This is a genomic window from Pseudomonas sp. Marseille-Q1929 (genome assembly GCF_017316265.1).
Taxonomy (GTDB): Bacteria; Pseudomonadota; Gammaproteobacteria; order Pseudomonadales; family Pseudomonadaceae; genus Aquipseudomonas.
In genome coordinates, this window is the sequence record NZ_JAFLWU010000002.1 from 473207 (window position 1) to 499041 (window position 25835).

The 25835-nt window shown below is 62.8% G+C and carries 21 protein-coding genes and 1 riboswitch; of the genes, 12 read left to right on the plus strand and 9 right to left on the minus strand.

Annotation, left to right across the window (positions count from 1 at the left end):
* Nucleotides 1-4 precede the first annotated feature (4 nt).
* The 4 genes from J1G37_RS05645 (at nucleotide 5) to J1G37_RS05660 (ending at nucleotide 9013) form a co-directional block, all read left to right on the plus strand.
* Entirely contained in the window at nucleotides 5-529 is a 525-nt protein-coding gene (locus J1G37_RS05645) for a chemotaxis protein CheW (RefSeq protein ID WP_017739428.1), read from the plus strand.
* Nucleotides 526-2577 (plus strand): methyl-accepting chemotaxis protein, encoded by a 2052-nt coding sequence (locus tag J1G37_RS05650; RefSeq protein WP_124527299.1) that lies wholly within the window; start codon nucleotides 526-528, stop codon nucleotides 2575-2577. Before J1G37_RS05645 ends, J1G37_RS05650 begins: the two co-directional genes overlap by 4 nt.
* Nucleotides 2578-2745: 168 nt before the next feature.
* Nucleotides 2746-8565 (plus strand): Hpt domain-containing protein, encoded by a 5820-nt coding sequence (locus J1G37_RS05655; RefSeq protein ID WP_207040478.1) that lies wholly within the window; start codon nucleotides 2746-2748, stop codon nucleotides 8563-8565.
* Nucleotides 8558-9013 (plus strand): chemotaxis protein CheW, encoded by a 456-nt coding sequence (locus J1G37_RS05660; RefSeq protein ID WP_207040479.1) that lies wholly within the window; start codon nucleotides 8558-8560, stop codon nucleotides 9011-9013. Before J1G37_RS05655 ends, J1G37_RS05660 begins: the two co-directional genes overlap by 8 nt.
* Nucleotides 9014-9158: 145 nt before the next feature.
* On the opposite strand, the gene J1G37_RS05665 is transcribed toward J1G37_RS05660, so the two are convergent.
* The gene (locus J1G37_RS05665) at nucleotides 9159-9446 is read right to left on the minus strand and encodes a HigA family addiction module antitoxin (protein WP_207040480.1); all 288 of its coding nucleotides are present in this window, start codon (nucleotides 9444-9446) and stop codon (nucleotides 9159-9161) included.
* A gap of 433 nt (nucleotides 9447-9879) precedes the next feature.
* Here J1G37_RS05665 and J1G37_RS05670 point away from each other — a divergent pair, with 433 nt between their 5' ends.
* Both J1G37_RS05670 and J1G37_RS05675 read left to right on the plus strand, forming a co-directional pair.
* Entirely contained in the window at nucleotides 9880-10125 is a 246-nt protein-coding gene (locus J1G37_RS05670; protein WP_207040481.1) for a DUF6124 family protein, read from the plus strand.
* Between the two features lie 129 nt (nucleotides 10126-10254).
* Nucleotides 10255-10872 carry a hemolysin III family protein gene (locus tag J1G37_RS05675; RefSeq protein ID WP_017736386.1) on the plus strand — a complete coding sequence of 206 codons (618 nt, stop codon included), beginning with the start codon at nucleotides 10255-10257 and terminating at the stop codon, nucleotides 10870-10872.
* A 37-nt stretch (nucleotides 10873-10909) separates the two neighbouring features.
* Here the strand turns inward: J1G37_RS05675 and J1G37_RS05680 are convergent, their stop codons facing one another.
* Entirely contained in the window at nucleotides 10910-11812 is a 903-nt protein-coding gene (locus tag J1G37_RS05680) for a LysR family transcriptional regulator (protein WP_207040482.1), read from the minus strand.
* A gap of 108 nt (nucleotides 11813-11920) precedes the next feature.
* On the opposite strand from J1G37_RS05680, the gene J1G37_RS05685 reads away from it, so the two are divergent.
* Genes J1G37_RS05685 through J1G37_RS05695 form a run of 3 tightly spaced genes read left to right on the plus strand, consistent with a single transcriptional unit; the run spans nucleotide 11921 to nucleotide 14441 of the window.
* A complete protein-coding gene (locus tag J1G37_RS05685; protein WP_207040483.1) occupies nucleotides 11921-13153 on the plus strand; it encodes a D-amino acid dehydrogenase in 1233 nt (410 codons plus the stop codon).
* Nucleotides 13154-13163: 10 nt separating this feature from the next.
* Complete coding sequence (locus J1G37_RS05690) at nucleotides 13164-13514, plus strand: RidA family protein (RefSeq protein ID WP_207040484.1); 351 nt, start codon at nucleotides 13164-13166, stop codon at nucleotides 13512-13514.
* Nucleotides 13515-13538: 24 nt separating this feature from the next.
* The gene (locus J1G37_RS05695; RefSeq protein ID WP_207040485.1) at nucleotides 13539-14441 is read left to right on the plus strand and encodes a transporter substrate-binding domain-containing protein; all 903 of its coding nucleotides are present in this window, start codon (nucleotides 13539-13541) and stop codon (nucleotides 14439-14441) included.
* 153 nt (nucleotides 14442-14594) lie between these two features.
* On the opposite strand, the gene J1G37_RS05700 is transcribed toward J1G37_RS05695, so the two are convergent.
* Together J1G37_RS05700 and J1G37_RS05705 are read right to left on the minus strand one after the other, a co-directional pair.
* Nucleotides 14595-15314 carry a 16S rRNA (uracil(1498)-N(3))-methyltransferase gene (locus J1G37_RS05700; RefSeq protein ID WP_207040486.1) on the minus strand — a complete coding sequence of 240 codons (720 nt, stop codon included), beginning with the start codon at nucleotides 15312-15314 and terminating at the stop codon, nucleotides 14595-14597.
* A 90-nt stretch (nucleotides 15315-15404) separates the two neighbouring features.
* Entirely contained in the window at nucleotides 15405-16811 is a 1407-nt protein-coding gene (locus J1G37_RS05705) for an adenosylmethionine--8-amino-7-oxononanoate transaminase (RefSeq protein ID WP_207040487.1), read from the minus strand.
* Between the two features lie 250 nt (nucleotides 16812-17061).
* On the opposite strand from J1G37_RS05705, the gene J1G37_RS05710 reads away from it, so the two are divergent.
* Both J1G37_RS05710 and J1G37_RS05715 read left to right on the plus strand, forming a co-directional pair.
* Nucleotides 17062-17613 carry a cytochrome b gene (locus tag J1G37_RS05710; RefSeq protein ID WP_207040488.1) on the plus strand — a complete coding sequence of 184 codons (552 nt, stop codon included), beginning with the start codon at nucleotides 17062-17064 and terminating at the stop codon, nucleotides 17611-17613.
* Between the two features lie 32 nt (nucleotides 17614-17645).
* The gene (locus tag J1G37_RS05715; RefSeq protein ID WP_159958029.1) at nucleotides 17646-18224 is read left to right on the plus strand and encodes a YceI family protein; all 579 of its coding nucleotides are present in this window, start codon (nucleotides 17646-17648) and stop codon (nucleotides 18222-18224) included.
* Nucleotides 18225-18493: 269 nt separating this feature from the next.
* On the opposite strand, the gene J1G37_RS05720 is transcribed toward J1G37_RS05715, so the two are convergent.
* The 5 genes from J1G37_RS05720 to ahcY form a co-directional block, all read right to left on the minus strand.
* The gene (locus tag J1G37_RS05720) at nucleotides 18494-20383 is read right to left on the minus strand and encodes a DEAD/DEAH box helicase (RefSeq protein ID WP_207040489.1); all 1890 of its coding nucleotides are present in this window, start codon (nucleotides 20381-20383) and stop codon (nucleotides 18494-18496) included.
* 222 nt (nucleotides 20384-20605) lie between these two features.
* Complete coding sequence (locus J1G37_RS05725; RefSeq protein ID WP_207040490.1) at nucleotides 20606-21397, minus strand: transporter substrate-binding domain-containing protein; 792 nt, start codon at nucleotides 21395-21397, stop codon at nucleotides 20606-20608.
* Between the two features lie 63 nt (nucleotides 21398-21460).
* A complete protein-coding gene (locus J1G37_RS05730; RefSeq protein ID WP_207040491.1) occupies nucleotides 21461-22543 on the minus strand; it encodes a hypothetical protein in 1083 nt (360 codons plus the stop codon).
* An 83-nt stretch (nucleotides 22544-22626) separates the two neighbouring features.
* Nucleotides 22627-23472 (minus strand): methylenetetrahydrofolate reductase [NAD(P)H], encoded by an 846-nt coding sequence (gene metF, locus J1G37_RS05735; protein ID WP_207040492.1) that lies wholly within the window; start codon nucleotides 23470-23472, stop codon nucleotides 22627-22629.
* A 170-nt stretch (nucleotides 23473-23642) separates the two neighbouring features.
* Entirely contained in the window at nucleotides 23643-25052 is a 1410-nt protein-coding gene (ahcY, locus tag J1G37_RS05740; RefSeq protein WP_207040493.1) for an adenosylhomocysteinase, read from the minus strand.
* 21 nt (nucleotides 25053-25073) lie between these two features.
* Nucleotides 25074-25180, minus strand: a riboswitch (S-adenosyl-L-homocysteine riboswitch).
* Nucleotides 25181-25378: 198 nt separating this feature from the next.
* On the opposite strand from ahcY, the gene J1G37_RS05745 reads away from it, so the two are divergent.
* Entirely contained in the window at nucleotides 25379-25783 is a 405-nt protein-coding gene (locus tag J1G37_RS05745; protein ID WP_207040494.1) for a hotdog domain-containing protein, read from the plus strand.
* Nucleotides 25784-25835 lie beyond the last annotated feature (52 nt).

Consider the following 25835-nt stretch of genomic DNA (forward strand, 5'->3'; position numbering starts at 1 on the left):
GATCATGACCGAGTCGCAAACCGCCTTCGAGCTGTTGTTGGACATCGACCGCCGCTGCCGCTTGCTGGCCGCCGACCTGCCGTCCCAGGAAACCCGCCAGCAGGGTTGGAGCGGGATCGGGTTTCGCGTGGGAGCGCATTGGTTTGTCGCGCCGATGGGCGAAGTGGCCGAAGTCCTGCATGAGCCGCGTTGCACTTTAATGCCCGGGGTCAAGGCCTGGGTCAAGGGAGTGGCTAACCTGCGTGGGCGTTTGCTGCCGGTGATGGACCTGGGTGGGTTCCTCGGCCAGGCGTTGTCCAAGGCACGCAAGCAACGGCGCGTGCTGGTGGTGGAATACAACGACCTGTTTGTCGGCCTGTTGGTGGACGAGGTGGTGGGTATGCAGCATTTCGCACAAGACGCGCTGTTGGCGAACGCCAGCGCCGGCGCGCCATTTATCCAGGGCCAGTTCGACGGCGATCAGCTGTGGCAGGTCTTCAGCCCCTTCGCTCTGGCCCAGGCCCCAGGCTTCATGGATGTCGCCGCATGACCACTGCTACCACGCCAAAACCCCAGGCCGGCTCGCGCAGCCGCTCACAGATCATCGTGCTGTTTATCGCGCTGATCGTGTTCATCATGCTGCTGTTCGCCAACTTTGCCTACCTCAACACCCAGTCCACCTACGACAAGCAGTACATCGGCCATGCCGGTGAATTGCGCGTGTTGTCCCAACGCATCGCCAAGAACGCCACCGAAGCCGCAGCCGGTAAAGCGGCCGCGTTCAAACTGCTCGGCGAGGCGCGCAACGACTTCGCCCAGCGCTGGGGCTACCTGAAAAAAGGCGACCCGGAAACCGGCCTGCCCGCCGCACCCAGTGCGGTACGCGCCGAGATGCGCGCGGTGCAGACCGACTGGGAAGCGCTGCTGAAAAACACCGACGCCATCCTCGCCAGCGAACAAACGGTATTGTCCCTGCACCAGGTGGCCGCGACCCTTGCCGAAACCGTGCCGCAATTGCAGATGGAGTCGGAAAAGGTCGTCGATATTCTCCTGCAACGCGGCGCCCCGGCCAGCCAGGTGGCGTTGGCCCAGCGCCAATCGTTGCTGGCCGAGCGCATCCTCGGTGCGGTCAATACCGTGTTGGCCGGCGACGAAACCGCCGTGCAGGCCGCCGACGCCTTTGGCCGCGACGCCAACCGCTTCGGCCAGGTGCTCAACGGCATGCTCCAGGGCAACGCCGGGCTGCGCATCACCCAGGTCGAAGACCGCGACGCCCGCGCGCGGCTGGCGGAGATTTCGGAGCTGTTCGAGTTTGTCTCCGGCTCCGTGGATGAAATCCTCGAAACCTCGCCGCAACTGTTCCAGGTGCGCGCCTCGGCGAGCAATATCTTCAACCTCTCGCAAACCCTGCTTGATGAAGCCTCGCACCTGGCCACCGGCTTTGAAAACCTCGCCAGCGGGCGCACCTTCGACACCATCGGCGGCTACGTCCTGGGCTTGCTGGCGCTGGCCTCGATCATCCTGATCGGCCTGGTGATGGTGCGTGAAACCAACCGCCAGTTGCACGAGACCGCCGAGAAGAACGAACGTAACCAGAACGCGATCATGCGCCTGCTGGATGAAATCGAAGACCTCGCCGACGGCGACCTCACCGTGACCGCCTCGGTGACCGAAGACTTCACCGGCACCATCGCCGATTCGATCAACTATTCCGTGGACCAGCTGCGCGACCTGGTCGCCACCATCAACCTCACCGCCGGCCAGGTCGCCGGCGCGGTGCAGGACACCCAGGCCACCGCCATGCACCTGGCCCAGGCCTCGGAGCATCAGGCCCAGCAGATTGCCGAAGCCTCTACCGCGATCAACCAGATGGCCCAGTCCATCGACCAGGTCTCGGCCAACGCCGCCGAATCCTCGGCGGTGGCGGAGCGCTCGGTGGAGATCGCCAACAAGGGCAACGAGGTGGTGCACAACACCATCCACGGCATGGACAACATTCGCGAGCAGATCCAGGACACCGCCAAGCGCATCAAGCGCCTGGGTGAGTCGTCCCAGGAGATTGGCGACATCGTCAGCCTGATCGACGACATCGCCGACCAGACCAACATCCTTGCCCTTAACGCCGCGATCCAGGCCAGCATGGCCGGGGACGCCGGTCGCGGTTTTGCCGTGGTTGCCGATGAAGTGCAGCGCCTGGCCGAGCGTTCATCCGCGGCCACGCGACAGATCGAAACCCTGGTGCGCGCGATCCAGGCCGACACCAACGAAGCGGTCATCTCCATGGAACAGACCACCACCGAAGTGGTGCGCGGCGCACGGCTGGCGCAAGACGCCGGCGTGGCCCTGGAAGAGATCGAAGGCGTATCGAAAACCCTGGCGGCGCTGATCCAGAGCATTTCCAATGCGGCGCAGCAGCAGACCTCGTCGGCGGGGCAGATTTCCCTGACCATGAATGTGATCCAGCAGATCACCAGCCAGACCTCGTCGGGCTCGACGGCCACTGCCGAAAGCATCGGCAACCTGGCGAAGATGGCCAGCCAGTTGCGCAGGTCGGTGTCGGGGTTCACCCTCCCGCCCGCCAAGCAGGCCGACCATTGAAATGCGGAACCCCTGTGGGAGCTGGCTTGCCTGCGATAGCGGTCTTCCAGTCGACACCTGCTTAGCTGACCCGCCGCCATCGCAGGCAAGCCAGCTCCCACAGTTGATCTCCATTGATGTCGAGATCAGTGCACCACCAGCAACCCACGAATTCTAAGCGGAGCAGTTATGGTTGATCGGCACGACTACGTGGCCCTCGAATGGGTCAAGGGCGACATTGCCGAAACCCTGAAACAGGCCCGTTCGGCGCTGGACGCGTTTGTCGAAACTGGCGACAGCGCCGTCATCGCCCAGTGCCTGGCCGGCATCCATCAGGTGCATGGCGCCCTGCAAATGGTCGAGTTCTACGGCGCGGCGTTGCTGGCCGAAGAGATCGAACACCTGGCCCTGGCGTTCCAGGCCGGGCAGGTCAGCCAGCGCGATGAAAGTATCCGCCTCCTGCAACAGGCCCTCAGCCAACTGCCGCTGTACCTCGACCGCGTACACAGCGCCCGCCGCGACTTGCCGCTGGTGGTGCTGCCGCTGCTCAACGACCTGCGCAGTGCGCGCGGTGAAAGCCTGTTGTCGGAAACCAGTCTGTTCAGCCCGCAACTGCTGTCGATTGCGCCGTTACCCGACGAAGCCCTGGCCCAACGCGCGACGCCTGACCTGCAAGCGCAACTGCGCCAGTGGCACCAACTGTTGCAACAAGCCCTCGCCGGGTTGCTGCGCGAAGACCATGGCCCGAGCAACCTGGAAGACATGGCGCGGGTCTTCGCGCGCCTCGAAGCCCTGTGCCAGGGCGCGCCGTTGTTGCCGCTGTGGCAAGTCACCTCGGCGCTGGTCGAAGGCATGCTCACTGGCGTGATCGCCAACAGCCCGGCGCTGCGCAGCCTGCTCAAGGCCAGCGACAAACAACTCAAGCGTCTGCTGGCCCAAGGTATCGGCGGCATCAACCAGCCGGCGCCGGATGATTTACTCAAGAGCCTGTTGTTCTACGTGGCCAAAGTCACCCGGCCTACGCCGCGCATGCAAAGCCTCAAGGAGCGCTACGGCCTGGATGAAGCCTTGCCCGACAGCGCGGTGGTGGATGCCGAGCGCGCACGTTTGGCCGGGCCGGATCGCAATGCCATGGGTTCGGTGCTCGGTGCCTTGTGCGAAGAACTGGTGCGGGTCAAGGAACGCCTCGACCTGTTCGTGCGCAGTGACCGCCAGCACACCAGTGACCTCGATGCGCTGCTCGCGCCGCTGCGCCAGATCGCCGACACCCTCGCCGTACTGGGTTTCGGCCAGCCGCGCAAAGTCATCATCGACCAGCTCGCCGTGGTGCTGAGCCTGGCCCAAGGCCAACGCGAACCCAACGACGCCGTGTTGATGGACGTTGCGGGCGCGTTGCTTTACGTCGAAGCGACGCTGGCGGGGATGGTCGGCACCGTCGAGCCGGAAAGCCGCGAAGAAAGCCGCTTGCCCACCACCGACCTGACGCAGATCCACCAGTTGGTGATCCGCGAATCGTGCCAGTGCCTGCGCCAGGCCAAAGAGCTGGTAATCGACTGCCTGGAAGCCGATTGGGACAACCAACGCCTGGAATCCCTGCCGGAACTGCTCAGCCAGGTGCGCGGCGCGTTGGCGATGATCCCGCTGCCACGGGCGGCGAGCCTGATGCGCGGTTGCACCGATTACGTCGATGAAGAACTGATGCTCAATGACACGGCGCCGTCCGCGGACGACCTGGCGCATTTCGCCGACGTGATCAGCAGCCTGGAGTACTACCTCGAACGCATGCTGCAGGACGCGGACGCCGACGGCGAACGGGTCCTGGAAACCGCCACCCAGGCCTTGGCGGCGCTGGGTTACCTGCCCGCGGAAAAACCCTGGCGCCAAGCGCTGGTGGCGCCGGACGGTGCACTGTCGACGGAAACTGCGCCGAGCCAGTCGCAGTTTGACGCCTTGGCCAACCCGACGTCGCGCCTCAACCCGCCCGCGCTGCAACGCCCGGGCAGCCTGCTGCCGCCACCGGCCGACGAAGAGCCCATCGACGACGAACTGCGCGAAGTGTTCCTCGAAGAGACGGATGAAGTCCTTGACGTGCTGCACCGCCACCTGGCGAGCGCGGCCGATAAAACCGCCCTGGGCGAGATGCGCCGCGCCTTCCACACCTTGAAAGGCAGCGGCCGTATGGTCCGCGCGCTGGTCCTGGCCGAGCTGGCCTGGGCCGTGGAAAACCTGCTCAACCGCGTGCTGGAGCGCAGCGTGAACCTTGGCCCAGAGGTGCAACAGGTACTGGATGAAGCGGTGGCCCTGCTGCCGGAATTGATCGCCGACTTCGCCACCGACGACCAGCACCAGCGCGATGAAGTCGACGCCCTGGCCGCCCGCGCCCACGCGTTGGCCAGTGGCACCGCCGTGCCGGCCGCCGAACCCCATGACCCGATGCTGCTGGAGATCTTCCGCAACGAAGCCCAGAGCCATCTGGACAGCCTCAACCACTTCCTGCAACAAGCCACCGAACACATGCCGCTGCAAGTCAGCGATGAACTGCAACGCGCCCTGCACACCCTCAAGGGCAGTGCGTACATGGCCGGTGTGCTGCCCATCGCCGAACTGGCGCGGCCGCTGGATCACCTGACCCGCGAATACAAGGCGCACCGCCTGCCGCTGGACCTGGATGAAGTGGAGCTGTTGCTGGAAGCCGAAGGCCTGTTCCAGCGCGGCCTGCGCCACTTGGACCGCGACCCGCTGGCGCCGATCAAAGGCGCGCCGGACCTGATCGAGCGCATCCAGGCCTTGCTCGATCAGCAACTGGCCGCCTTGCTCGACGCGCCCAACACCGGCCTGCGGATCAAGCGCGACCCGCAGTTGATCGCCAACTTCCTGGCCCAGGGCATGGACATCCTGCTCGACGCCGAAACCTTGCTGCGCCGCTGGCAACAGCACCCCGGCGAGCGCCAGGAACTCACCGCGCTGCTGGACGAACTGACCACGCTGGGGGAAGGCGCGCACATTGCCGACCTGCACGCCATCGACGAACTGTGCGAAGCCTTGCTCGACCTGTATGGCGCCGTGGAAGAGAGCAGCCTGGCGGTCAGCGAGCGCTTCTTCCATGAGGCCGAACTGGCCCATGAAGCGCTGATCAACATGCTCGACCAACTCGCCGCCGGCCAAGAGATCAGCCCGGTGCCGGCGCGCCTGCAAGCCCTGCGCGAACTGCTGGACGAAGCCCTCGACCCGTCCGCCACTGGCCTGGTCAAAAGCGACGGCAGCCGCGCGCTGAGCATCGCCGAACTGGGCGCTGCCACGGCGAAGCTGGACCAGGATACGGCGGTGGACGATGAGATCGTCGAGATCTTCCTCGAAGAAGCCGTGGACATCCTCGACAGCGCCGGGCAGTCCCTCAAGCGCTGGCTGCTGGAGCCCGACGGCGTCGCGCCGCTGTCGTCGCTGCAACGGGACATGCACACCCTCAAGGGCGGCGCACGCATGGCCGAAATCGCCCCGGTGGCCGAGCTGGCCCATGAGCTGGAAGGGCTTTACGAAGGCTTGGTGGACCGCCGCTACAGTTACTCCGCCGAGCTGTCCCAGGTGCTGATGGCCTGCCATGAACGCCTGGCCCTGCAACTGGACGAACTGCAACAGCAACAGCCGCTGAGTGACAGCGCGGAGCTGGTGGCCAAGGTGCGGGCATTGCGCCAGAGCACGCCACCGGCTGCTGTGGTGCAGGCCGTGGAAAGCCCCGGCGCCGACCCTGAACTGCTGGATATTTTCCTCGAAGAAGCCGCCGATATCCTCGACAGCTCCGGCAGCGCCTTGCTGCGCTGGCAGGCCGAGCCGGGCAACCGCCAGGAAGTCGAAACCCTGCTGCGTGACCTGCACACCCTCAAGGGTGGCGCGCGCATGGTCGAGATCGGGCCGATTGGTGATCTGGCCCACGAGCTGGAATTTCTCTACGAAGGCTTGTCGGCCGGCTTGCTCGCGCCGTCGGCGGAATTGTTCGCCCTGCTGCAAGGCTGCCACGACCGTTTGGCGCAGATGGTCGACGCGGTGGCGGACGGCTTGCCGGTGGGCTCGGTGGACAAACTCATCGAGCGCATCAAAAGCCTGGTGCACCCGAGCACCGAGCCGGTGGTGCCGGTGGCGTTGCCGGCGGGCAAGGCGGAAGCGGTGGTGGACCCTGCGGCCGACATGGTGAAAATCTCCGCCGAGCTGCTGGATGACCTGGTCAACCTGGCGGGCGAAACCTCGATCTTCCGTGGCCGTATCGAGCAGCAGGTCAACGATGCACGCATTGCCCTGAGCGAGGTGGAAACCACCATCGAGCGCATGCGCGACCAACTGCGCCGACTCGACACCGAAACCCAGGGCCGCATCCTCAGCCGCCAGCAGGCCGAGGCCGAGCGCCTGGGTTATGAAGAGTTCGACCCGCTGGAAATGGACCGCCATTCACAGTTGCAGCAGCTGTCCCGGGCGCTGTCCGAATCCGCTTCCGACTTGCTCGACCTCAAGGACACCCTCGACCGGCGCAACAGCGATGCCCACGACCTGTTGCAGCAACAGGCGCGCATCAACACCGAGTTGCAGGAAGGCCTGATGCGCACGCGCATGGTGCCGTTCGAACGCATGTTGCCGCGCCTCAAGCGCATCGTGCGGCAGGTGGCGGGCGAGTTGGGCAAGGACGTGGAATTCATCGTCGGCAACGCCGAAGGCGAGATGGACCGCAACGTGCTGGAACGCATGGCGGCGCCGCTGGAACACATGCTGCGCAATGCCGTGGACCATGGCCTGGAATCCCGCGATGCGCGCTTGCTGGCGGGTAAGCCGGAGAAGGGCCGTATCACCCTGGACCTGACCCACGAAGGCGGCGACATCGTCTTCGACATGCGTGACGACGGCGCCGGTGTGCCGCTGGAAGCTGTGCGGCGCAAGGCGATCAAGCGCGGTTTGCTCGCGCCGGACCAAGAGATCAGCGACCGCGATGTGTTGCAGTTCATCCTGCAACCGGGGTTTTCCACGGCGGAAAAGATCACGCAGATTTCCGGGCGCGGCGTGGGCATGGACGTGGTGCATGAAGAAGTGCGCCAACTCGGTGGCTCGATGTTTATCGAGTCGACGCCGGGCGTGGGCGTGCACTTTCGCATTCGCCTGCCGTTTACCGTGTCGGTCAACCGCGCGCTGATGGTGCAGTGCGCGGACGATCAATACGCGATCCCGCTCAACACCATCGAAGGCCTGGTGCGGGTCATGCCCCATGAACTGGCCGGGCACTATCAGCAAGACCCGCCGCGTTATGAGTACGCCGGCCAGCGCTACGAATTGTTCTACCTGGGCGACCTGCTGCACACCGTCGGCCGCCCGAAACTGCTCGGCCAGTACCAGCCGGTGCCGGTGCTGCTGGTGCAGTGCAATGAACGGCGGGTGGCGGTGCATGTGGACGCCATGGCCGGCACGCGGGAGATCGTGGTCAAGGGCCTGGGCCCGCAGTTTGCCGGGGTGCAGGGCTTGTCCGGCGCGACCATCCTCGGCGATGGCCGCGTGGTGCTGATCATCGACTTGCTCGCACACATCCGCGCGCGCCAACCGGCCTTGCCGGCGCAGGCGGTGGATGCGCCGCTGCTGCTCAACGACCCGCTGAAAAAACGCCCGCTGCTGGTGCTGGTGGTGGACGACTCGGTGACGGTGCGCAAAGTCACCAGCCGCCTGCTGGAACGCAACGGCATGAACGTGCTCACCGCCAAGGACGGCATCGACGCCATCGCCGTGCTCGAAGAACACACCCCGGACCTGATGCTGCTCGACATCGAAATGCCGCGCATGGACGGCTTCGAAGTGGCCATCCAGGTGCGCAACGACCCGCGCCTGATGCGCCTGCCGATCATCATGATCACCTCGCGCACCGGCCAGAAACACCGCGACCGCGCCATGGCCATCGGCGTCAACGACTACCTCGGCAAGCCGTACCAAGAGTCGGTGCTGCTGGAAAGCATCGCCTACTGGAGCAAGTCCCATGCTTGACCACCGCACCAGCCAACTTACCGGCCTGCTGCTGCCATTGGCCGACCGTCATTTGGTGCTGCCCAATGTGGCCATCGCCGAGCTGATCGACTACCAGCGCGGCGAACCGGCCAGCGATGCGCCACCGTGGTACCTGCGCCAAGTGACCTGGCGCGACCAGCAATTGCCGCTGATCAGCTTTGAAGCGGTGTGTGGTGACGCGGTTATGACGGGGGAGCGTTCGCGGATCGTGGTGTTGAACACCTTGGGTGGGCGGCCGACGTTGAAGTTTATTGCGCTGGTGATCCAGGGCATTCCCCGGTCCTACAAGCTGGATAGCCAGTTGAGTTATGTAGATGTGCCGTTGTGTGCGCTGGAACTGGCGGCGGTGCAGGTGGGGGAGCATGTGGCGAAGGTGCCGGATTTGTTGGGGTTGGAGGCGCTGTTGGTGGAGTCCGGCCTGGCCTGATCGCAAGCCCTGTGAAGATCGAATGTGGGAGCTGGCTTGCCTGCGATAGCGGTGTATCAGATGTTGATGCACTGACTGACATGCCGCTATCGCAGGCAAGCCAGCTCCCACAGTGGATCTTCACAAGGCTTGAGTGCTGTGCCCGCTACTCAATCCGCGCAAACCGCTCAATCACCGGCTGTTCCCGATGCTCGGCCTGCCACAAATCATAAGCACTCTGCATCGACAGCCACAGCTGCCCAGTGCTCACGCCTGCCCGTTCAAGCCGCACCGCCAAATCCGGGCTGACCGGCGCACGCCCGTGCAAAATCCTTGAAAACGTCTCACGAGCAAACCCCAGACGCCGGGCCATTTCGGTGATGGTGATGCCTAGGGCAGGGATCACGTCTTCAAGCAGGATTTCGCCTGGGTGAGGGGGAGTGTGTATGGGCATTCTGGATCCTTCTTATGGCGCTGGGCATTCGGCTAAAGAGGCTAAAAGTGTCAGCTCCGAGCAACAACCCTAAAACGCTGTATGAAACTTCTTGTCTGCCGACGTTGAGCGATGCCTCGGATTTTTCCTGCAAGATTTTGGGCCGGGCATGAACTTGTCGCGTGCAGCCGGCGCGCCTAGTCTTCGTCCCGTCATCGCAAAAAACGGTGACACGGACGTGCAAGTCCGACGAAACTGTTTAGGCGTACAAACGCCCAGCCATCCAACGGGCGTTTTTTGTGCTCGCTGCTTTATGGCGGCTGCGCGCAGGAGGTCTTCGGACCTGCTGGGTGTCCTAAACAGGCCCGGTCTTGCACACCTGCGCACGGTCGCCACCCTCATTCGCGTGCAAGCGAGCGGTGGCGCTCCTTACTGACTGTTTAGGAGTTTCATCATGGTCAAACCTACACCCAACCCTCCTGCTCATCTCTTCACCGTCAACCCTCACCAAGACACCGAAGCGCTGCTGGTCAATGCCAGCGAAACCCTGTCGTCCCTCAATGCCATGACCTGCAACCTTGCCTTCGACCTGGACACCTCCCAGCGCGCAATCATGCTCGGGATCCAGCAAATGGCAGAGCTTGGGCAGTTGTTGGTGGATCGAGCACTGGAGCAGATTTCCCCCTCATCGGCGGCCTAACCCTTGAGCGTTCCCAAAAAGGGACCTGTCGGTCCCTTTTTGGGACTCTTTGGCTAGCCCCTTGCACTCTCCTTCACAACGCTGGACCCTTGCCCCTCATCGCTAACGGGAATTGGAGGTCAATGGCGCATGTATCACGGTGAACGATTCAACGCCTGGAGCCACTTGCTCGGCGCGGTCGCGGCCTTTGCGGGGGCGGTGTGGATGTTGGTGGTGGCGAGCCTGGATGGCAGCCCCTGGAAGATTGTCAGCGTGGCGATCTATGGCGTGACCTTGCTGGTGCTGTACAGCGCGTCCACCGTGTACCACAGCGTGCGTGGGCGGCGGAAAGAGATCATGCAGAAGGTCGATCACTTTTCGATCTACCTGTTGATCGCCGGCAGTTACACGCCGTTTTGCCTGGTGACTTTGAGAGGCCCGTGGGGCTGGACGCTGTTCGGGATTGTGTGGGGGCTGGCGGTGATTGGCATCTTGCAGGAGATCAAGCCGCGTTCCGAGGCGCGCATCCTTTCGATCGTGATCTATGCGGTGATGGGCTGGATTGTGCTGGTGGCGGTCAAGCCGTTGATCGCAGCGCTGGGAGTGGCGGGGTTTACCTGGCTGGCGGCGGGTGGGGTGCTGTATACCGTCGGCATCATCTTTTTTGCGCTTGAGGATCGGCTGCGGCATTCCCATGGGATCTGGCACTTGTTTGTGATTGGCGGGAGTTTGCTGCATTTCGTGGCGATCATGCGGTACGTGCTCTAACAGCCGACAAAATTCAAATGTGGGAGCTTTGGTGTGCTTACAGGCGTTGCAGCAGTTCTTGAGCACGCAGGCCAAAGATCTCCAACAACTTCGCCAACATATGCGGCGGCGGCTCATCCGCGCGGGTCAGCGCGTACAGGGTGATCGGCAGCGGCGGTGTCAGCGTGCGGATGCTGGTGGTGGCCGTCGAGGCGCCGAGGGCGGTGAAGGGGTCGATCACCGTGAGGCCGGCGCCGGATTCCACCATGGCGCGGGCCAGGGAATAGGTTTGCACCGAGATCGTGACCCGTGGCGGTGGATCGACGTTTTCCAGGTAGCTGTCGAGTTTGGCTGCCAGCGGATCGGCGCTGGACAGGCCGATCAATGCCGTACCTGCCAGGTCCGCCAAGGGCAGCGGCGCGCTCAGTTCGGCGTCGGTCCAATAGCCTTTGGACGCCAGCGCCACCAGCACGCCATTGGCCAGCACTTGCGTGGTCAACCCCGGATGCCCGGAGAAGTTGAGGGTCAGCGCCAGATCGATCTCACGCATCAGCAGCTTCTGCACCAGCTCGCGGCTGTGGTCGCTGGACAGTTCGCAGGCCATGTCCGGGTAGTCGCGTTTCCATTCCAGGATCGCCGGCGGCAGCAGTGACAGCGCCAGCGCGGGGATGGCGCCGATGCGCACGCTCTGGCCCGGTGCGCGGCGCAGGCTTTTGGCCAGGCGCCGCACGCCTTGCAGGCTTTCGGTGACTTTCTCGACTTCGCGTTCCAGCGCCAGGGCTTCCGGGGTGGGCTGCAATTTGCCGCGTACCCGCAGGAACAGTGGGAAACCCAGCTGCAACTCGGCGTGCTGCAACACCTTGGTCACCGCCGGTTGCGACACGTGCAGCAACTGCGCGGCCGCGCTGACGGAGCCGGTCTGGCGGATGGCCTGGAAGATTTCGATATGACGCAGGCGCATGGCAAGTCCATAACCTTTGTTTATAGGTGGCCCATCTTTATTCATTGTCGGTGGCCTGTCACCTGCCCCTAGTCTTGAGCCCTCTTAATTCAACGATGGGTGGCGGGGATGGGCAGGCAGGTTTGCATCATCGGTGGCGGGGTTATCGGCTTGGCAAGCGCCTATGCGCTGGTGCGCGCCGGCCATGAAGTGACGGTGATCGACGCCCGCGACAGCCTGGGCAGCGAAACCAGCTTCGCCAACGGTGGGCAATTGTCCTACCGCTATGTCGCGCCGCTGGCCGATGCCGGTGTGCCGCTGCAAGCCATCGGTTGGTTGCTGCGCGGTGACTCGCCATTGAAGCTGCGCCCGCGCCTGGACCCGCAGCAATGGCGCTGGATGGCCGCGTTTCTCGGCGCCTGCCGCGGCTCGATTAACCAGCGCAATGCCGCGCACCTGCTGCGCCTGGCGTCGCTGAGCCAGACCACCTTGCAGCAATGGCGCGAGGATGATCGCCTGGACGGTTTCGACTGGCGGCGCAATGGCAAGCTGGTGACCTTTCGTAGCGCCAACTCCTTTGAACACGCGCGCAGCAAGGTCGCCGATATCCTGCAACAGCAAGTGCTGTCGGCCGCCGATTGCGCGAGCCTGGAGCCGGCGTTGGCGGGGGGCGGTTTTGTCGGCGGGATCTACACGCCGAACGAAGAGGTGGCCGACTGTCACGCCTTCTGCCAGCGCTTGGCGGCGCGGCTGGAAGCGTCCGGGCGTTGCCGGTTTTTGCTGGGGCGCAAGGTCACTGGGCTGCGTCATGCGGACGGTGTGGTGCAGGCCATCGAGCTGGGTGATGAGGTGATGCCGGTCGAGCAATTGGTGCTGGCCGCCGGGTATCGCAGCGCCGACTTGGGCGTGTCGTTGCCGCTGTATCCGTTGAAGGGCTACAGCCTCAGCGTGCCGATTGGCGCGCAGCACCGGGCGCCGAATGTGAGCATCACCGACTATGACCGCAAGATCGTCTACGCACGCATCGGCGAGCAATTGCGGGTGGCAGCCATGGTGGATATCGTCGGTTTTGATGCCAGCCTTGAACCCAAGCGCCTGGCGCTGATGAAACGCCAGGCACTTGAGACGTTTCCTCTGGCCGGCGACTACACCCAGGCCGTGGAATGGGCCGGCATGCGCCCGGCCACCCCGACCGGCGTGCCGCTGATTGGCGCCAGCCAGTACCGCAACCTGTGGCTGAACCTGGGCCATGGTGCGCTGGGTTTCACCCTGGCCTGCGGTAGCGGCCAACTGCTCGCCGAATTGATCGGCCAACACGTCCCTTCCATCGATATGCAGGGCCTGGCGCCCCGCGCCGCTTAAGGATACAGCCATGACCATCAACCGAATCAGCAGCAACGACCGCCTGTCCGGCGCTGTCACTTTCAAGGACCTGGTGTTCCTCTCGGGCCAGGTACCGGGTGACGGCCTGGACGTGGCCACGCAAACCCGCGAAGTGTTGGCCAAGATCGACGCGCTGTTGGCTCAGGCCGGCAGCGACAAGGATCATCTGTTGAATGCGACGATTTACTTGAAAGACATCGGCAGTGGTTTTGCGCCGATGAACGAAGTGTGGAGTGCCTGGCTGTCGCCGGGCATGGCGCCGACGCGCACCACCCTGCAAGCCGAACTGGCGCGCCCGAGTGTGCTGGTGGAAATCAGCGTGATCGCTGTACGTCACTAACTCAAAGACCAACGGAGAATAACAATGAAAAAGATCCTGTTGACCGGCTGCACCCTGGCGCTGTTGGTGGGCGCACAGGCCCACGCGAACCAGGCACCGTTGGACGGCGCGCTGGCCAAGATCGCCAGCGCCAAGTCCATTACCTTGGGTTATCGCGATGCGTCGGTGCCGTTTTCCTACGTGGGGGACCACAGTGGCAAACCCATGGGGTATTCGGTGGAGCTGGCAAACAAGATTGTCGAGCGTATCCAGCAGAAAACCGGGGTGGCCGAGCTTAAGGTGAAGTACAACCTGGTCACCTCGCAAACCCGCATCCCGCTGGTGCAAAACGGCACGGTGGACCTGGAGTGTGGCTCCACGGGCGTAACTGCCGAGCGGCAGAAGCAGGTGGCGTTTTCCTACGGGTTTATCTATGTGAAGGGCCAGTTGCTGACCGGCAAGGACAGTGGCATCAAGGGCTTTGCCGACCTGGCGGGCAAGAACGTGGTTACCACGGCCGGCACCACCAACGAGCGGTTTCTCAAGAGTTACAACGCCGAGCACAAAGCCAATATGTTCGTGATCAGCGCCAAGGACCACGGCGAGGCGTTCAAGATGCTGGAGACAGGCCGCGCGGCCGCGTTCTACATGGATGACGCGTTGCTCTATGGCGAGCGCGCCAAGGCCCGCGACCCGCACAACTGGGTGGTGGTGGGCGAGGAGCAATCGCGGGAAATCTACAGCTGCATGGTGCGCAAGGATGACCCGCAGTTTCTCGCGGTGGTCAACGAGACCTTGGGTGATCTGTACCGCAGCGGCGAGATCAATGGGATTTACCAGCGCTGGTTTGAACAGCCGATTCCGCCGAAGGGCTTGAACCTGGAGTTCCCGATGACCAGTGAATTGAAGGCGATCATTGCCAAGCCGGTCAGCGATCCGGTGGAGTGATGGGGTGACTTGGTGATGTGGTAACCCAATCCAAATGTGGGAGCTGGCTTGCCTGCGATAGCGGTGGGGCAGGCAGCGAAGATGTTGGCTGGAAGACCGCCATCGCAGGCAAGCCAGCTCCCACAATTTGATTGGGTTTGCAAAGGGAGAGGGTTAGAAATCTCCCCATAGCTGTTGAGCGACAGCCAATGCCACCACTGGCGCAGTTTCAGTACGCAACACCCGCGGCCCAAGGCGCGCAGCATGGTAGCCAGCCGCTTGGGCGACCTCCACTTCATTGTCCGTCAACCCACCCTCAGGCCCGATCAAAAACGCCAGGCTCGATGGCTTGGCATGGCTGACCATCGGCTCGGCCACCGGGTGCAACACCAACTTCAAATCCGCCTCGGTCTGTTTCAACCAATCCGCCAGCAGCAGCGGCGGGTGAATCACCGGTACCGTCGAACGCCCGCATTGCTCGCAGGCGCTGATCGCCACCTGGCGCCAGTGCAGCAGGCGTTTGTCGGCGCGTTCGTCCTTGAGGCGTACTTCACAGCGCTCGCTGAAAATCGGCGTGATCGCGTTGACGCCCAGCTCGGTGGCTTTTTGAATCGCCCAATCCATCCGCTCGCCACGGGACAGGCCCTGGCCGAGATGGATGTGCAGCGGTGATTCGGTCTGGCCGTCGAAGCGTTCGGTGAGTTGCACGGTGACGCGCTTTTTGCCGACTTCCAGCAGGCTGCCGAGGAACTCCTGGCCGGAACCGTCGAACAGTTGCACGGCATCGCCTTCGACCATGCGCAGTACGCGGCTGATGTAATGCGCCTGGGCTTCGGGCAACTCAACGTCACCGAGGCTCAGCGGGGTGTCGGTGAAAAAACGGGACAGTCTCATTTCTGTTCTCTGAAGTGTGCAGGGCGGACGCGGAGCGTCCAAGGCTGCATTCCCACGCGGAGCGTGGGAACGATCAACAAGGATGGGGAATCAGCCGGGGTCGCGGAAATCTGGGTGGAAGTCCTTCGGCACCGCAACACTGACACTGCTGTTAGTGGCGATATCGATGCCTTCACTGGCCACTTCGGCCAGGAAGTCGATCTGCTCCGGCGTAATCACATACGGCGGCAGGAAGTACACCACGCTGCCCAACGGCCGCAACAGCGCGCCGCGTTCCAGGGCGTGCTCGAACACCTTCAAGCCGCGGCGTTCCTGCCACGGGTAGGCGGTCTTGGTGGCTTTGTCCTGGACCATTTCGATGGCCAGCACCATGCCGGTCTGGCGCACTTCCGCGACGTGCGGGTGGTCCACCAGGTGCGCAGTGGCGCTGGCCATGCGCTGGGCCAGGGCCTTGTTGTTTTCGATGACGTTGTCTTCTTCGAAGATATCCAGCGTCGCCAACGCCGCCGCGCACGCCAGCGGGTTGCCGGTGTAGCTGTGGGAATGCAGGAAGGCGCGCAGGGTCGGGTAGTCGTCGTAGAAGGCGTCGTACACGTCATCGGTGGTGACCACGGCCGCCAGCGGCAGGTAGCCGCCGGTGAGGGCCTTGGACAGGCACAGGAAGTCTGGGCGGATGCCGGCCTGTTCACAGGCGAACATGCTGCCGGTGCGGCCGAAGCCCACGGCGATTTCGTCGTGGATCAGGTGCACGCCGTAGCGGTCGCAGGCTTCGCGCAGCAGCTTGAGGTACACCGGGTGGTACATGCGCATGCCGCCGGCGCCCTGGATCAGCGGTTCGATGATCACGGCGGCGACGGTGGCGTGGTGCTCGGCCAGGGTCTGCTCCATCACCTGGGCTATCGTGCGCGAGTGGTCTTCCCAGCTCACGCCTTCAGGGCGCAGGTAGCAATCCGGGCTTGGCACCTTGATGGTGTCGAGCAGCAGCGCCTTGTAGGTCTCGGTAAACAGCGGCACGTCGCCCACCGACATCGCGGCGATGGTTTCGCCGTGGTAGCTGTTGGTCAGGGTGACGAAGCGCTTTTTGTTCGGCTGGCCACGGTTGAGCCAGTAGTGAAAGCTCATTTTCAGCGCGACTTCGATGCACGAGGAACCGTTGTCGGCGTAGAAGCAGCGGGTCAGGCCCTCGGGTGTCATCTTGACCAGGCGCTCGGACAGCTCGATCACCGGCTGGTGGCTGAAACCGGCCAGGATCACATGCTCAAGCTGATCGACCTGGTCCTTGATGCGCTGGTTGATGCGCGGGTTGGCATGGCCGAATACGTTGACCCACCAGGAACTGACGGCGTCGAGGTAGCGCTTGCCTTCGAAGTCTTCCAGCCACACGCCTTCGCCCCGTTTGATCGGGATCAGCGGCAGTTGCTGGTGGTCTTTCATCTGGGTGCAGGGATGCCACAGCACCGCGAGGTCGCGTTGCATCCACTGGTTGTTCAAGCCCATCGTTCGTCTCCTCGAAGCCACAATCGCGCAAGCCTATGCAATGGGCGGCTGTGTCACAACCCATTACGGATGAATTGGCAGTAAACACAGGACGGTCTGTCACGTTTCTTCGGGATAGTCCTTAATCCGAGGTTAATTTAGGCTTCATACCCTCAAGATCGCATTTCTCGATATTTCAAAGCGAAATTTTCCGCTTTAATTCGATAGGTAACGCGCTAGTCTTGGGCGCAGCTCTTACGGGATTAAGTACATGCAGTTACGCAATTCACCGGCCCGCTACGGCTGGGTCAGCATGGTTTTGCACTGGGGTGTGGCCCTGGTGGTGTTTGGCTTGTTCGCGCTGGGTTTGTGGATGGTCGGCCTCGACTACTACAGCGCCTGGCGCAAAGACGCACCGGACCTGCACAAGAGCATTGGTATCACGCTGTTCGCCATCATGCTGGTGCGCATCGTCTGGCGCCTGGTCAGCCCGCCGCCGCCACCGCTGGCCAGCTACAGCCGCATGACCCGCCTCGGTGCCGCGTTTGGCCACGCGTTCCTTTATTTCGGGCTGTTTGCCGTGATGATTGCCGGTTACCTGATTTCCACCGCAGACGGTGTCGGTATCCCGGTGTTTGGCCTGTTTGAGATTCCTGCCGTGGTTGCCGGGCTACCGGACCAGGCAGACACCGCCGGCGTGGTGCATTTGTACCTCGCCTGGGTATTGGTGGTCTTCGCCGGCTTGCACGGCGTGGCTGCACTGAAACACCACTTCATTGATCGTGATGTGACCCTGACACGAATGCTGGGGCGCAAAGCCTGATGTTCAACCTCGACTCACAAGGAATAGAAAGCATGTTGAAAAAGACTCTCGCCGCTCTGGCACTTGGTTCTGCGCTGTTGTCCGCAGGTTCGGCGATGGCTGCTGACTACAAGATCGACAAGGAAGGCCAACACGCCTTCATCGATTGGAAAATCAGCCACCTGGGCTACAGCTTCATCCACGGTACCTTCAAGGACTGGGATGGCACGTTCAGCTGGGATGCCGCCAAGCCGGAAGCCAGCAAGATCGCTGTTGATGTGAAAACCGCCAGCCTGTGGTCCAACCACGCCGAGCGTGACAAGCACATCGCCAGCAAAGACTTCCTGGACGTTGCCAAGTTTGCCGATGCCAAGTTCGTGTCTACCGCAGTTAAATCCACCGGCGACAAGACGGCCGACGTGACTGGCGACCTGACTTTCCACGGCGTGACCAAGCCTGTGACCTTCAAGGCTACCTTCAACGGTGAAGGCAAGGATCCATGGGGCGGCGAACGTGCTGGCTTCAACGCCAAGACCACCGTCAACCTGAACGACTTCGGCATCAAAGGCCCAGGTCCTTCTTCGCAGACTGTTGATCTGGACATCTCGTTGGAAGGCGTGAAGCAGAAGTAAATTCTGTTGTTACACGAAAAAACCGGATCCTGAGATCCGGTTTTTTTATGCCTGCCAGTTCAATACATCAATTGGTTTGAAACGGGATCCCCTGTGGGAGCGGGCTTGCTCGCGAATGCGGTGGATCAGCTTGCATATGTACTAACTGAAACACCGCATTCGCGAGCAAGCCCGCTCCCACACAAGCCCTTTCACATTGGATCTATGTCTGGCCCATAAAAAATGCCCCGCGTCGTGAGAGGCGGGGCATTTTTATGCAGCGTTGAAACTCAGCGGTTGCGAGTCAGCAGCGCTGGTTTTTCACCACGAGGGCGGCCTGGCAGTTGATCCAACTGCTCAGGTGTCGGGAAGCGATCAGCCTTCGACTCCTTGTGGATGATCTTTGGCGCCGGGCCACCGCGCGGGTTCTGCACCGCAGGCTCGGACGAACGCGGCTGGTCGTCACGGGCCGGGCGGCGGTTGTTGCTGCGCGAATCTTCGCGACGGGCCTGGCCATCACGTGGCGCACCGCTGCGTGGGCCGCTGCGCTTGGCCGGTGGCGTACCGGTGGTGCCGCCGCTGCTGTTGCGCGGCGCGTTCTGGCGGCCGCCCTGCGGCTGGCCGCTACGTGGAGCACCTGCGCCTGCGCCCTGTGCCGGGGCACCTGGACGACGGCCACGGCCCTGGGCCGGTTTGGCCTGGGGCACGTAGTCCACGCGGTTACCGAAGTTGTCCACGTCGTCGTCGAGGAACTCGTCCGGGGCACGGTCGGCAGCGGCGCGTGGCGTCTGTTGGCTCGGCTGGCGCTGTTCGCGGGCCGGGGTGCCTTCGCGGGGCTTCTGCTCGCGGGCTGGGCGTTCGCCACGGCCGTTGGTCGGCGCTTTGTCTTTGCCGCCCTTGTCCTTGCCCTTGTCGCGACGGCCACCGCCACCACCGCCGCCGTTCGGGCCATCGCCCTTCGGACCGCGTGGGTTGCGTGGGTTACGCACGTCTGGACGCTCGCGCACTTCTGGCTTTTCGGCCTCTACGGCGCTGGCATCGAAGCCCATCAGGTCGCCGTCGGCGATTTTCTGCTTGGTCATGCGCTCGATGCTTTTCAGCAGTTTTTCTTCGTCCGGCGCAACCAGGGAGATGGCCTCGCCCGAACGACCGGCACGGCCGGTACGGCCGATACGGTGCACGTAGTCTTCATCGACGTTTGGCAGCTCGAAGTTGACCACGTGTGGCAGTTGGTCGATATCCAGGCCGCGGGCGGCGATATCGGTGGCGACCAGGATGCGCACGCTGCCGGCCTTGAAGTCGGCCAGGGCTTTGGTGCGCGCGTTCTGGCTCTTGTTGCCGTGGATGGCGACGGCGGTGAGGCCGTGCTTGTCCAGGTACTCGGCCAGGCGGTTGGCGCCGTGCTTGGTGCGGGTGAACACCAGCACCTGTTCCCACGCGCCGGCGGTGATCAGGTGGGCCAGCAGCGCACGCTTGTGGCTGGCAGGCAGGCGGAACACGCGCTGCTCGATACGCTCGACCGTGGTGTTCGGCGGCGTGACTTCGATGCGTTCCGGGTTGTGCAGCAGCTTGCCGGCCAGGGCGGTGATGTCGTTGGAGAACGTTGCCGAGAACAGCAGGTTCTGGCGTTTGGCCGGCAGGCGGGCGAGGACCTTTTTCACGTCATGGACAAAGCCCATGTCGAGCATGCGGTCGGCTTCGTCCAGCACGAGGATTTCCACGTGGGACAGATCGACGCTGCCTTGGCCGCACAGGTCGAGCAAACGACCCGGGCAGGCAACCAGTACGTCCACACCACGGGACATGGCCTGAACCTGTGGGTTCATGCCAACGCCGCCGAAGATGCAGGCACTGACGAACTTCAAGTCGCGGGCATACAGCTTGAAGCTGTCGTGCACTTGGGCGGCGAGTTCGCGGGTGGGGGTCAGGACCAGTACGCGCGGTTGGCGCGGGCCGTGACGCTGGGATTTGTCCGGGTGACCGTTGGGAAACAACCGCTCCAGAATCGGGAGGGCGAAGCCGCCGGTTTTACCAGTACCTGTCTGAGCCGCAACCATCAGGTCGCGACCTTGCAACACGGCGGGAATGGCCCGCTGTTGCACCGGAGTAGGCTCGGTATAGCCCGCTGCCTCGATGGCGCGGACTAAAGCCTCGGAGAGACCGAGGGAAGCAAAGGACATGAGTAATCCTGTTTTAGTTAGGGCTTGGCCCAAAGGGATAATCTTGCCGGGCGTGAATGACGCTTAGGGGAGCGTTATCCCGTCCGGTCCTGCTGCGTCTGGCGGGCACTCCACCGGCTCGCGCGGGGCTGAAAGCTGCGCAGTAGCGGGGTTGGGTGCCTTTTTCAAGACCTCAGCGGCCGGGCGTAAGCCTGGCGGAAAGGCCGGAGTATAACAGAGCAATCACGGCGCGCTGCTTTCCTGCTGCTCAACGGCGTGTTCAGAGGCTGTAATGGCTTGGAATCCCCCATATTTGGCGCTCAAGGCGATGTACGCGGGCTCTTGCTTGAAGCGCTTGAGTTCGGCGGCAAAGCGTTGCACCAGCAGGTCCATGCCGGCGCCACGGCGCACCGCGAGAAATTGCTGCTGGCGGCTGACCACCACCGGCGCCTGGCTGACCTTGCCCTCCAGGCCCAGTGCCTTGATCACATGCTGGCCGACGCGCCGGTCGGTAATCACCAGATCGACGCGCCCCAACAGCAATTTGCCGAAGTTGGCTTCATGGCTGGGGGCCGGCTCGCGGTTGAACAACCCGGACTCGCTGAAGGCACCGCCATACAGATAGCCCGGCGAAGTGCCGACGGTCAGGCCGCGCAGGTCGTCGAGGCTGTTGGCGGGGTGAGGGTGTTCGTTGGCGTAGAACAGCACGAACTCGACTTCCGACAGCGGTTCACTGGGGTAGAGCAACTGCGTGTCGCGCTCGTGGCTGTGGAAAATATCCAGCGCGCCGTCGGCGTGGCCTTGGTCGAGCATCGCCAGGCAGCGCTTCCAGGGCAGGAACTGCCAGTCGACATCAACCCCCAGGCGTTGGAAGACGATCACCGTGGTTTCGTAGTCCAGCCCGCGCATGCTGCCCTGGTCGTCGTAGACATAGGGCGCCCAGGGCTCGGTGACAATGCGCAGTTTCTCGCCATAAGCCGCCAGGCTCAGGCAAGTGAAAAGGGCAGCGGTCGCAAGCTTCAGGATGACGGGCATGCCTTGAGGTTACGACGCCCAAGCCCTAAAGAAAAGCTCTGGCACGAGCATCTGCGGACCGCGCTATGTTGTCGGCGAGGTCATCAGGTGTTCGTAGATCGCCGCGCGGCGCTCGCCCAGAATCAGGCGCACCAAGGGGTTGGCGAACCAGTGCTCCAGTTGGTGCGCGTCCACCGGGCACTTCTGCCGCTCGGCCTGGTTTTGCTTGGCCTTGTCCCACCAAACCGGGCCGCACGCCTGGTCGAACTCGTTTTCGTGTTCGTAGCAGCCGTAGAGGATTTCGCGGATGAACTGCTGCTTGCGCTTGGGCAGGGCCAGGGTAATCAGCTTGTACATCAGGCGTTGCAGGCGCGGTGGGCGTGGCAGGTGCGCAGAGACCTTGCGCGTGTCGGCCAGGGCGTGCGCGCTGGTCGGGGCGGCGCCATGCTTGGCGATCCACGCCTTGACCTTGGCGCGGAACAGCTGCTTGCGGCTCCAGTAATGGTGGATCAGGTCGGGGCACTGGCGTACGTTGACCGTGCGGTAGGCGACCACCGACAGGCAGAACTCTTCCAGGGTGTAGGCACCGTTGGCCAGGGGGAACAGCTCGTCCATCAGGGCGATGGAGCGGTCCAGCAGGTGCGCGTCCTGCTGCGCCAGGCCCATCACGCCGGAGTTGAGCAGCGGCATGTCGTCATCGGCCAGGCCCTTGTCTGCCAGGATTTTGGCCAGGGCGCTGTACAGCACGCTTTCGCGGTTATCGCCGTACTTGGCGTGGAATGCGTTGCACAGCACGGTGCCGGGCGCGACGCGTTCGAACAGGGCCATGGGCGAGTCGTGGAAAAACGTGTCGGTGTCGATCAGCAGCGCGCGTTCCGCGGTCTCAAGGACTTGGCGCAACAGCACGTGCTTGGTGCGGAAATGGTAGCCGTGGGGCTCGCTCCAGCGTTGGCGGGTGGCGTCGTCCAGGGTGTGGACGTGCACCGGCAGGTCGCGATACGGCGCGGGGTTGTCGCTGAACACCTGGATGTCCAGTGGCATGTCCTGGGGGCCGCCCAGGTGGGACAGGGCACTGGCGATGCTGAATACCGCTTCCTGATGATAGGTCTCGGCGCCGAATACCAGGTAAACCAGCTGCGGGCGGGGAGTCGGGGATGCTGTATTCATGTACTGCGGGCTTCCATTCCGGGAGTATTAAACGACAAAAGCCCTCGCGGTAACGAGGGCCCTGGTGCAATTGCGAACAGACCTTAGCGGGGCAGCTTGAGGTTGTTCCAGATTGCCAGGCTAGGATCGGCCTGGTTGAGGGTATAGAAGTGCAGGCCGGGTGCGCCACCTTGCAACAAACGCTCACACATTTCGCTGATGACCTGCTCGCCGAACGCCTGGATGCTCTTGACGTCGTCGCCGTAGGCTTCCAGTTGCTTGCGCACCCAGCGTGGGATCTCGGCGCCGCAGGCGTCGGAGAAGCGCGCGAGCTTGCTGTAGTTGGTGATCGGCATGATGCCCGGCACGATCGGGATGTTCACACCCATGGCCCGTACACGCTCGACGAAGTAGAAGTAGCTGTCGGCGTTGAAGAAGTACTGGGTGATCGCGCTGTCGGCGCCGGCGTTGGCCTTGCGCACGAAGTTCTGTAAATCGTCTTCGAAATTGCGCGCCTGGGGGTGCATCTCCGGGTAAGCCGCCACTTCGATATGGAAGTGATCGCCGCTTTCTTCGCGGATGAAGCTCACCAGGTCATTGGCGTAGCGCAGCTCGCCGCTGGCGATGCCCATGCCGGACGGCAGGTCACCGCGCAGGGCGACGATGCGCTTGATGCCGGCAGCCTTGTATTGGGTCAGCAGGCCGCGCAGGTCGGCCTTGCTGTCGCCCACGCACGACAAGTGCGGAGCGGCGGGAACTTTGACTTCGCTTTCCAGCTGCAACACGGTATTGATCGTGCGGTCACGGGTCGAGCCGCCGGCGCCGTAGGTGCAGGAAAAGAAGTCGGGGTTGTAGCTGGCCAACTGCTTGGCAGTCGCCATCAGTTTTTCATGCCCAGCATCGGTCTTGGTCGGGAAGAACTCGAAGCTGTAGCGACGGTCTTGGGACATGGTCGTATCCTTGGAAACTCAAAAAACCGGAAGGTGTTCACCGTCAATGTGGGAGCGGGCTTGCCCGCGATTGCAGTGGGTCAGTCGATACATTCTTCAACTGACCCACCGCCATCGCGGGCAAGCCCGCTCCCACACAAGCCCGCTCCGACAAGGAGAGAGCGGGTTACTTAGTAGCGGTAAGCGTGCGGCTTGAACGGACCTTCAACGGTCACGCCGATGTAGTCGGCCTGGGTCTTGGTCAGTTGAGTCACCACGCCGCCGAAGCCGCGGACCATTTCCAGGGCCACTTCTTCGTCGAGTTTCTTCGGCAATACTTCCACGGTCAGGCGCTCGGCTTTCTGGGCTGGCGACAGGTCGGCGTATTTCTGGCCGAACAAGAAGATCTGCGCCAGTACCTGGTTGGCGAACGAGCCGTCCATGATGCGGCTTGGGTGGCCAGTGGCGTTACCCAGGTTAACCAGGCGGCCTTCAGCCAGCAGGATCAGGTAGTCGTCGTTCTGTGGGTCGAAATCGCCTGCACCGGTACGGTGAACCTTGTGTACCTGTGGCTTCACTTCTTCCCATGCCCAGTTCTTGCGCATGAAAGCGGTGTCGATCTCGTTGTCGAAGTGGCCGATGTTGCAGACAACCGCGCGCTTCTTCAGGGCCTTGAGCATGTTCGCGTCGCAAACATTGACGTTACCGGTGGTGGTCACGATCAGGTCGATCTTGCCCAGCAGCGCCTTGTCGATGCTCGCTTCGGTGCCGTCGTTCTGGCCGTCGATGAACGGCGAAACCACTTCGAAACCGTCCATGCAGGCTTGCATGGCGCAGATCGGGTCAACTTCGGAGACTTTAACGATCATGCCTTCCTGACGCAGGGACTGGGACGAACCCTTGCCCACGTCACCGTAGCCGATCACCAGGGCTTGCTTGCCCGACAGCAGGTGGTCGGTGCCGCGCTTGATGGCGTCGTTCAGGCTGTGACGGCAGCCGTACTTGTTGTCGTTCTTGCTCTTGGTCACCGAGTCGTTGACGTTGATGGCCGGGATTTTCAGCTCGCCCTTGGCCAGCATGTCCAGCAGGCGGTGGACGCCGGTGGTGGTTTCTTCGGTCACGCCGTGGACGCGGTCCAGAATCTGCGGGTATTTCTTGTGCAGCAGCTCGGTCAGGTCGCCGCCGTCGTCGAGGATCATGTTGGCATCCCAAGGCGCGCCATCTTTCAGGATGGTTTGCTCCAGGCACCACTCGTACTCTTCTTCGGTCTCGCCTTTCCAGGCGTAAACCGCGATACCGGCAGCAGCGATGGCGGCAGCGGCCTGGTCTTGGGTCGAGAAGATGTTGCAGGACGACCAACGCACTTCGGCACCCAGGGCAACCAGGGTTTCGATCAGCACGGCAGTCTGGATGGTCATGTGGATGCAGCCGAGGATCTTCGCGCCCTTGAGCGGTTGCTCGCCGGCGTATTTGCGGCGCAGACCCATCAGGGCTGGCATTTCGGATTCGGCGATAAAGGTTTCGCGACGGCCCCAGGCAGCGAGGGACATGTCGGCGACTTTGTAGTCGGTGAAATCTGCAGGCGTGTTGACAGCGCTCATAGAGAGCCTCCATTCGTAGTGTGCGAATGGGCGCCGTTGTGCGTTTAGTATCTGGCCAGGTGATAACGGCCGGACAACGCCCCATCCGAGCCTGACAGGTTGAACCTGCTGCAGCGCCCCTCGGACAGGTGGCGGGAAAACGGTAACAATTTGATATGACCGTTTTGAAACGGCGCCGATTATAGCCGTGTGCGCCAGACTTCCCAAGCCTTTCTGTCGGACACATGAAGATCCCTCATGGGCTTGATAGGCAACGCCTCATAGAGCTCTGGCGCAGCCTCTGCCATGATGTCGCCCATCATTCGGCAAGACGCTTTGGAGTGACCATGAACTTCCACACCCGCAAATGGGTAAAACCCGAAGACCTCAACCCCAACGGCACCCTGTTCGGTGGCAGCCTGCTGCGCTGGATCGACGAAGAAGCGGCGATCTATGCGATCGTCCAACTGGGCAACCAGCGCGTGGTGACCAAGTACATCTCCGAAATCAACTTTGTCAGCGCCTCGCGCCAGGGCGACATCATCGAACTGGGCATCACCGCCACCGAGTTCGGCCGCACCTCCATCACCCTGACCTGTGAAGTGCGCAACAAGATCACGCGCAAAAGCATTCTCACCGTGGAGAAAATGGTCTTCGTCAACCTCGGCGAAGACGGCCTGCCGGCGCCGCACGGGCGTACTGAGATCAAGTACGTGAAGGACCAGTTCCAGGACGACAGCGTCTCCGAGTAACCCCATCGCGGTTTGATTTGCGTTGCCAAATCATTCCGCGTGGATCTTTCCC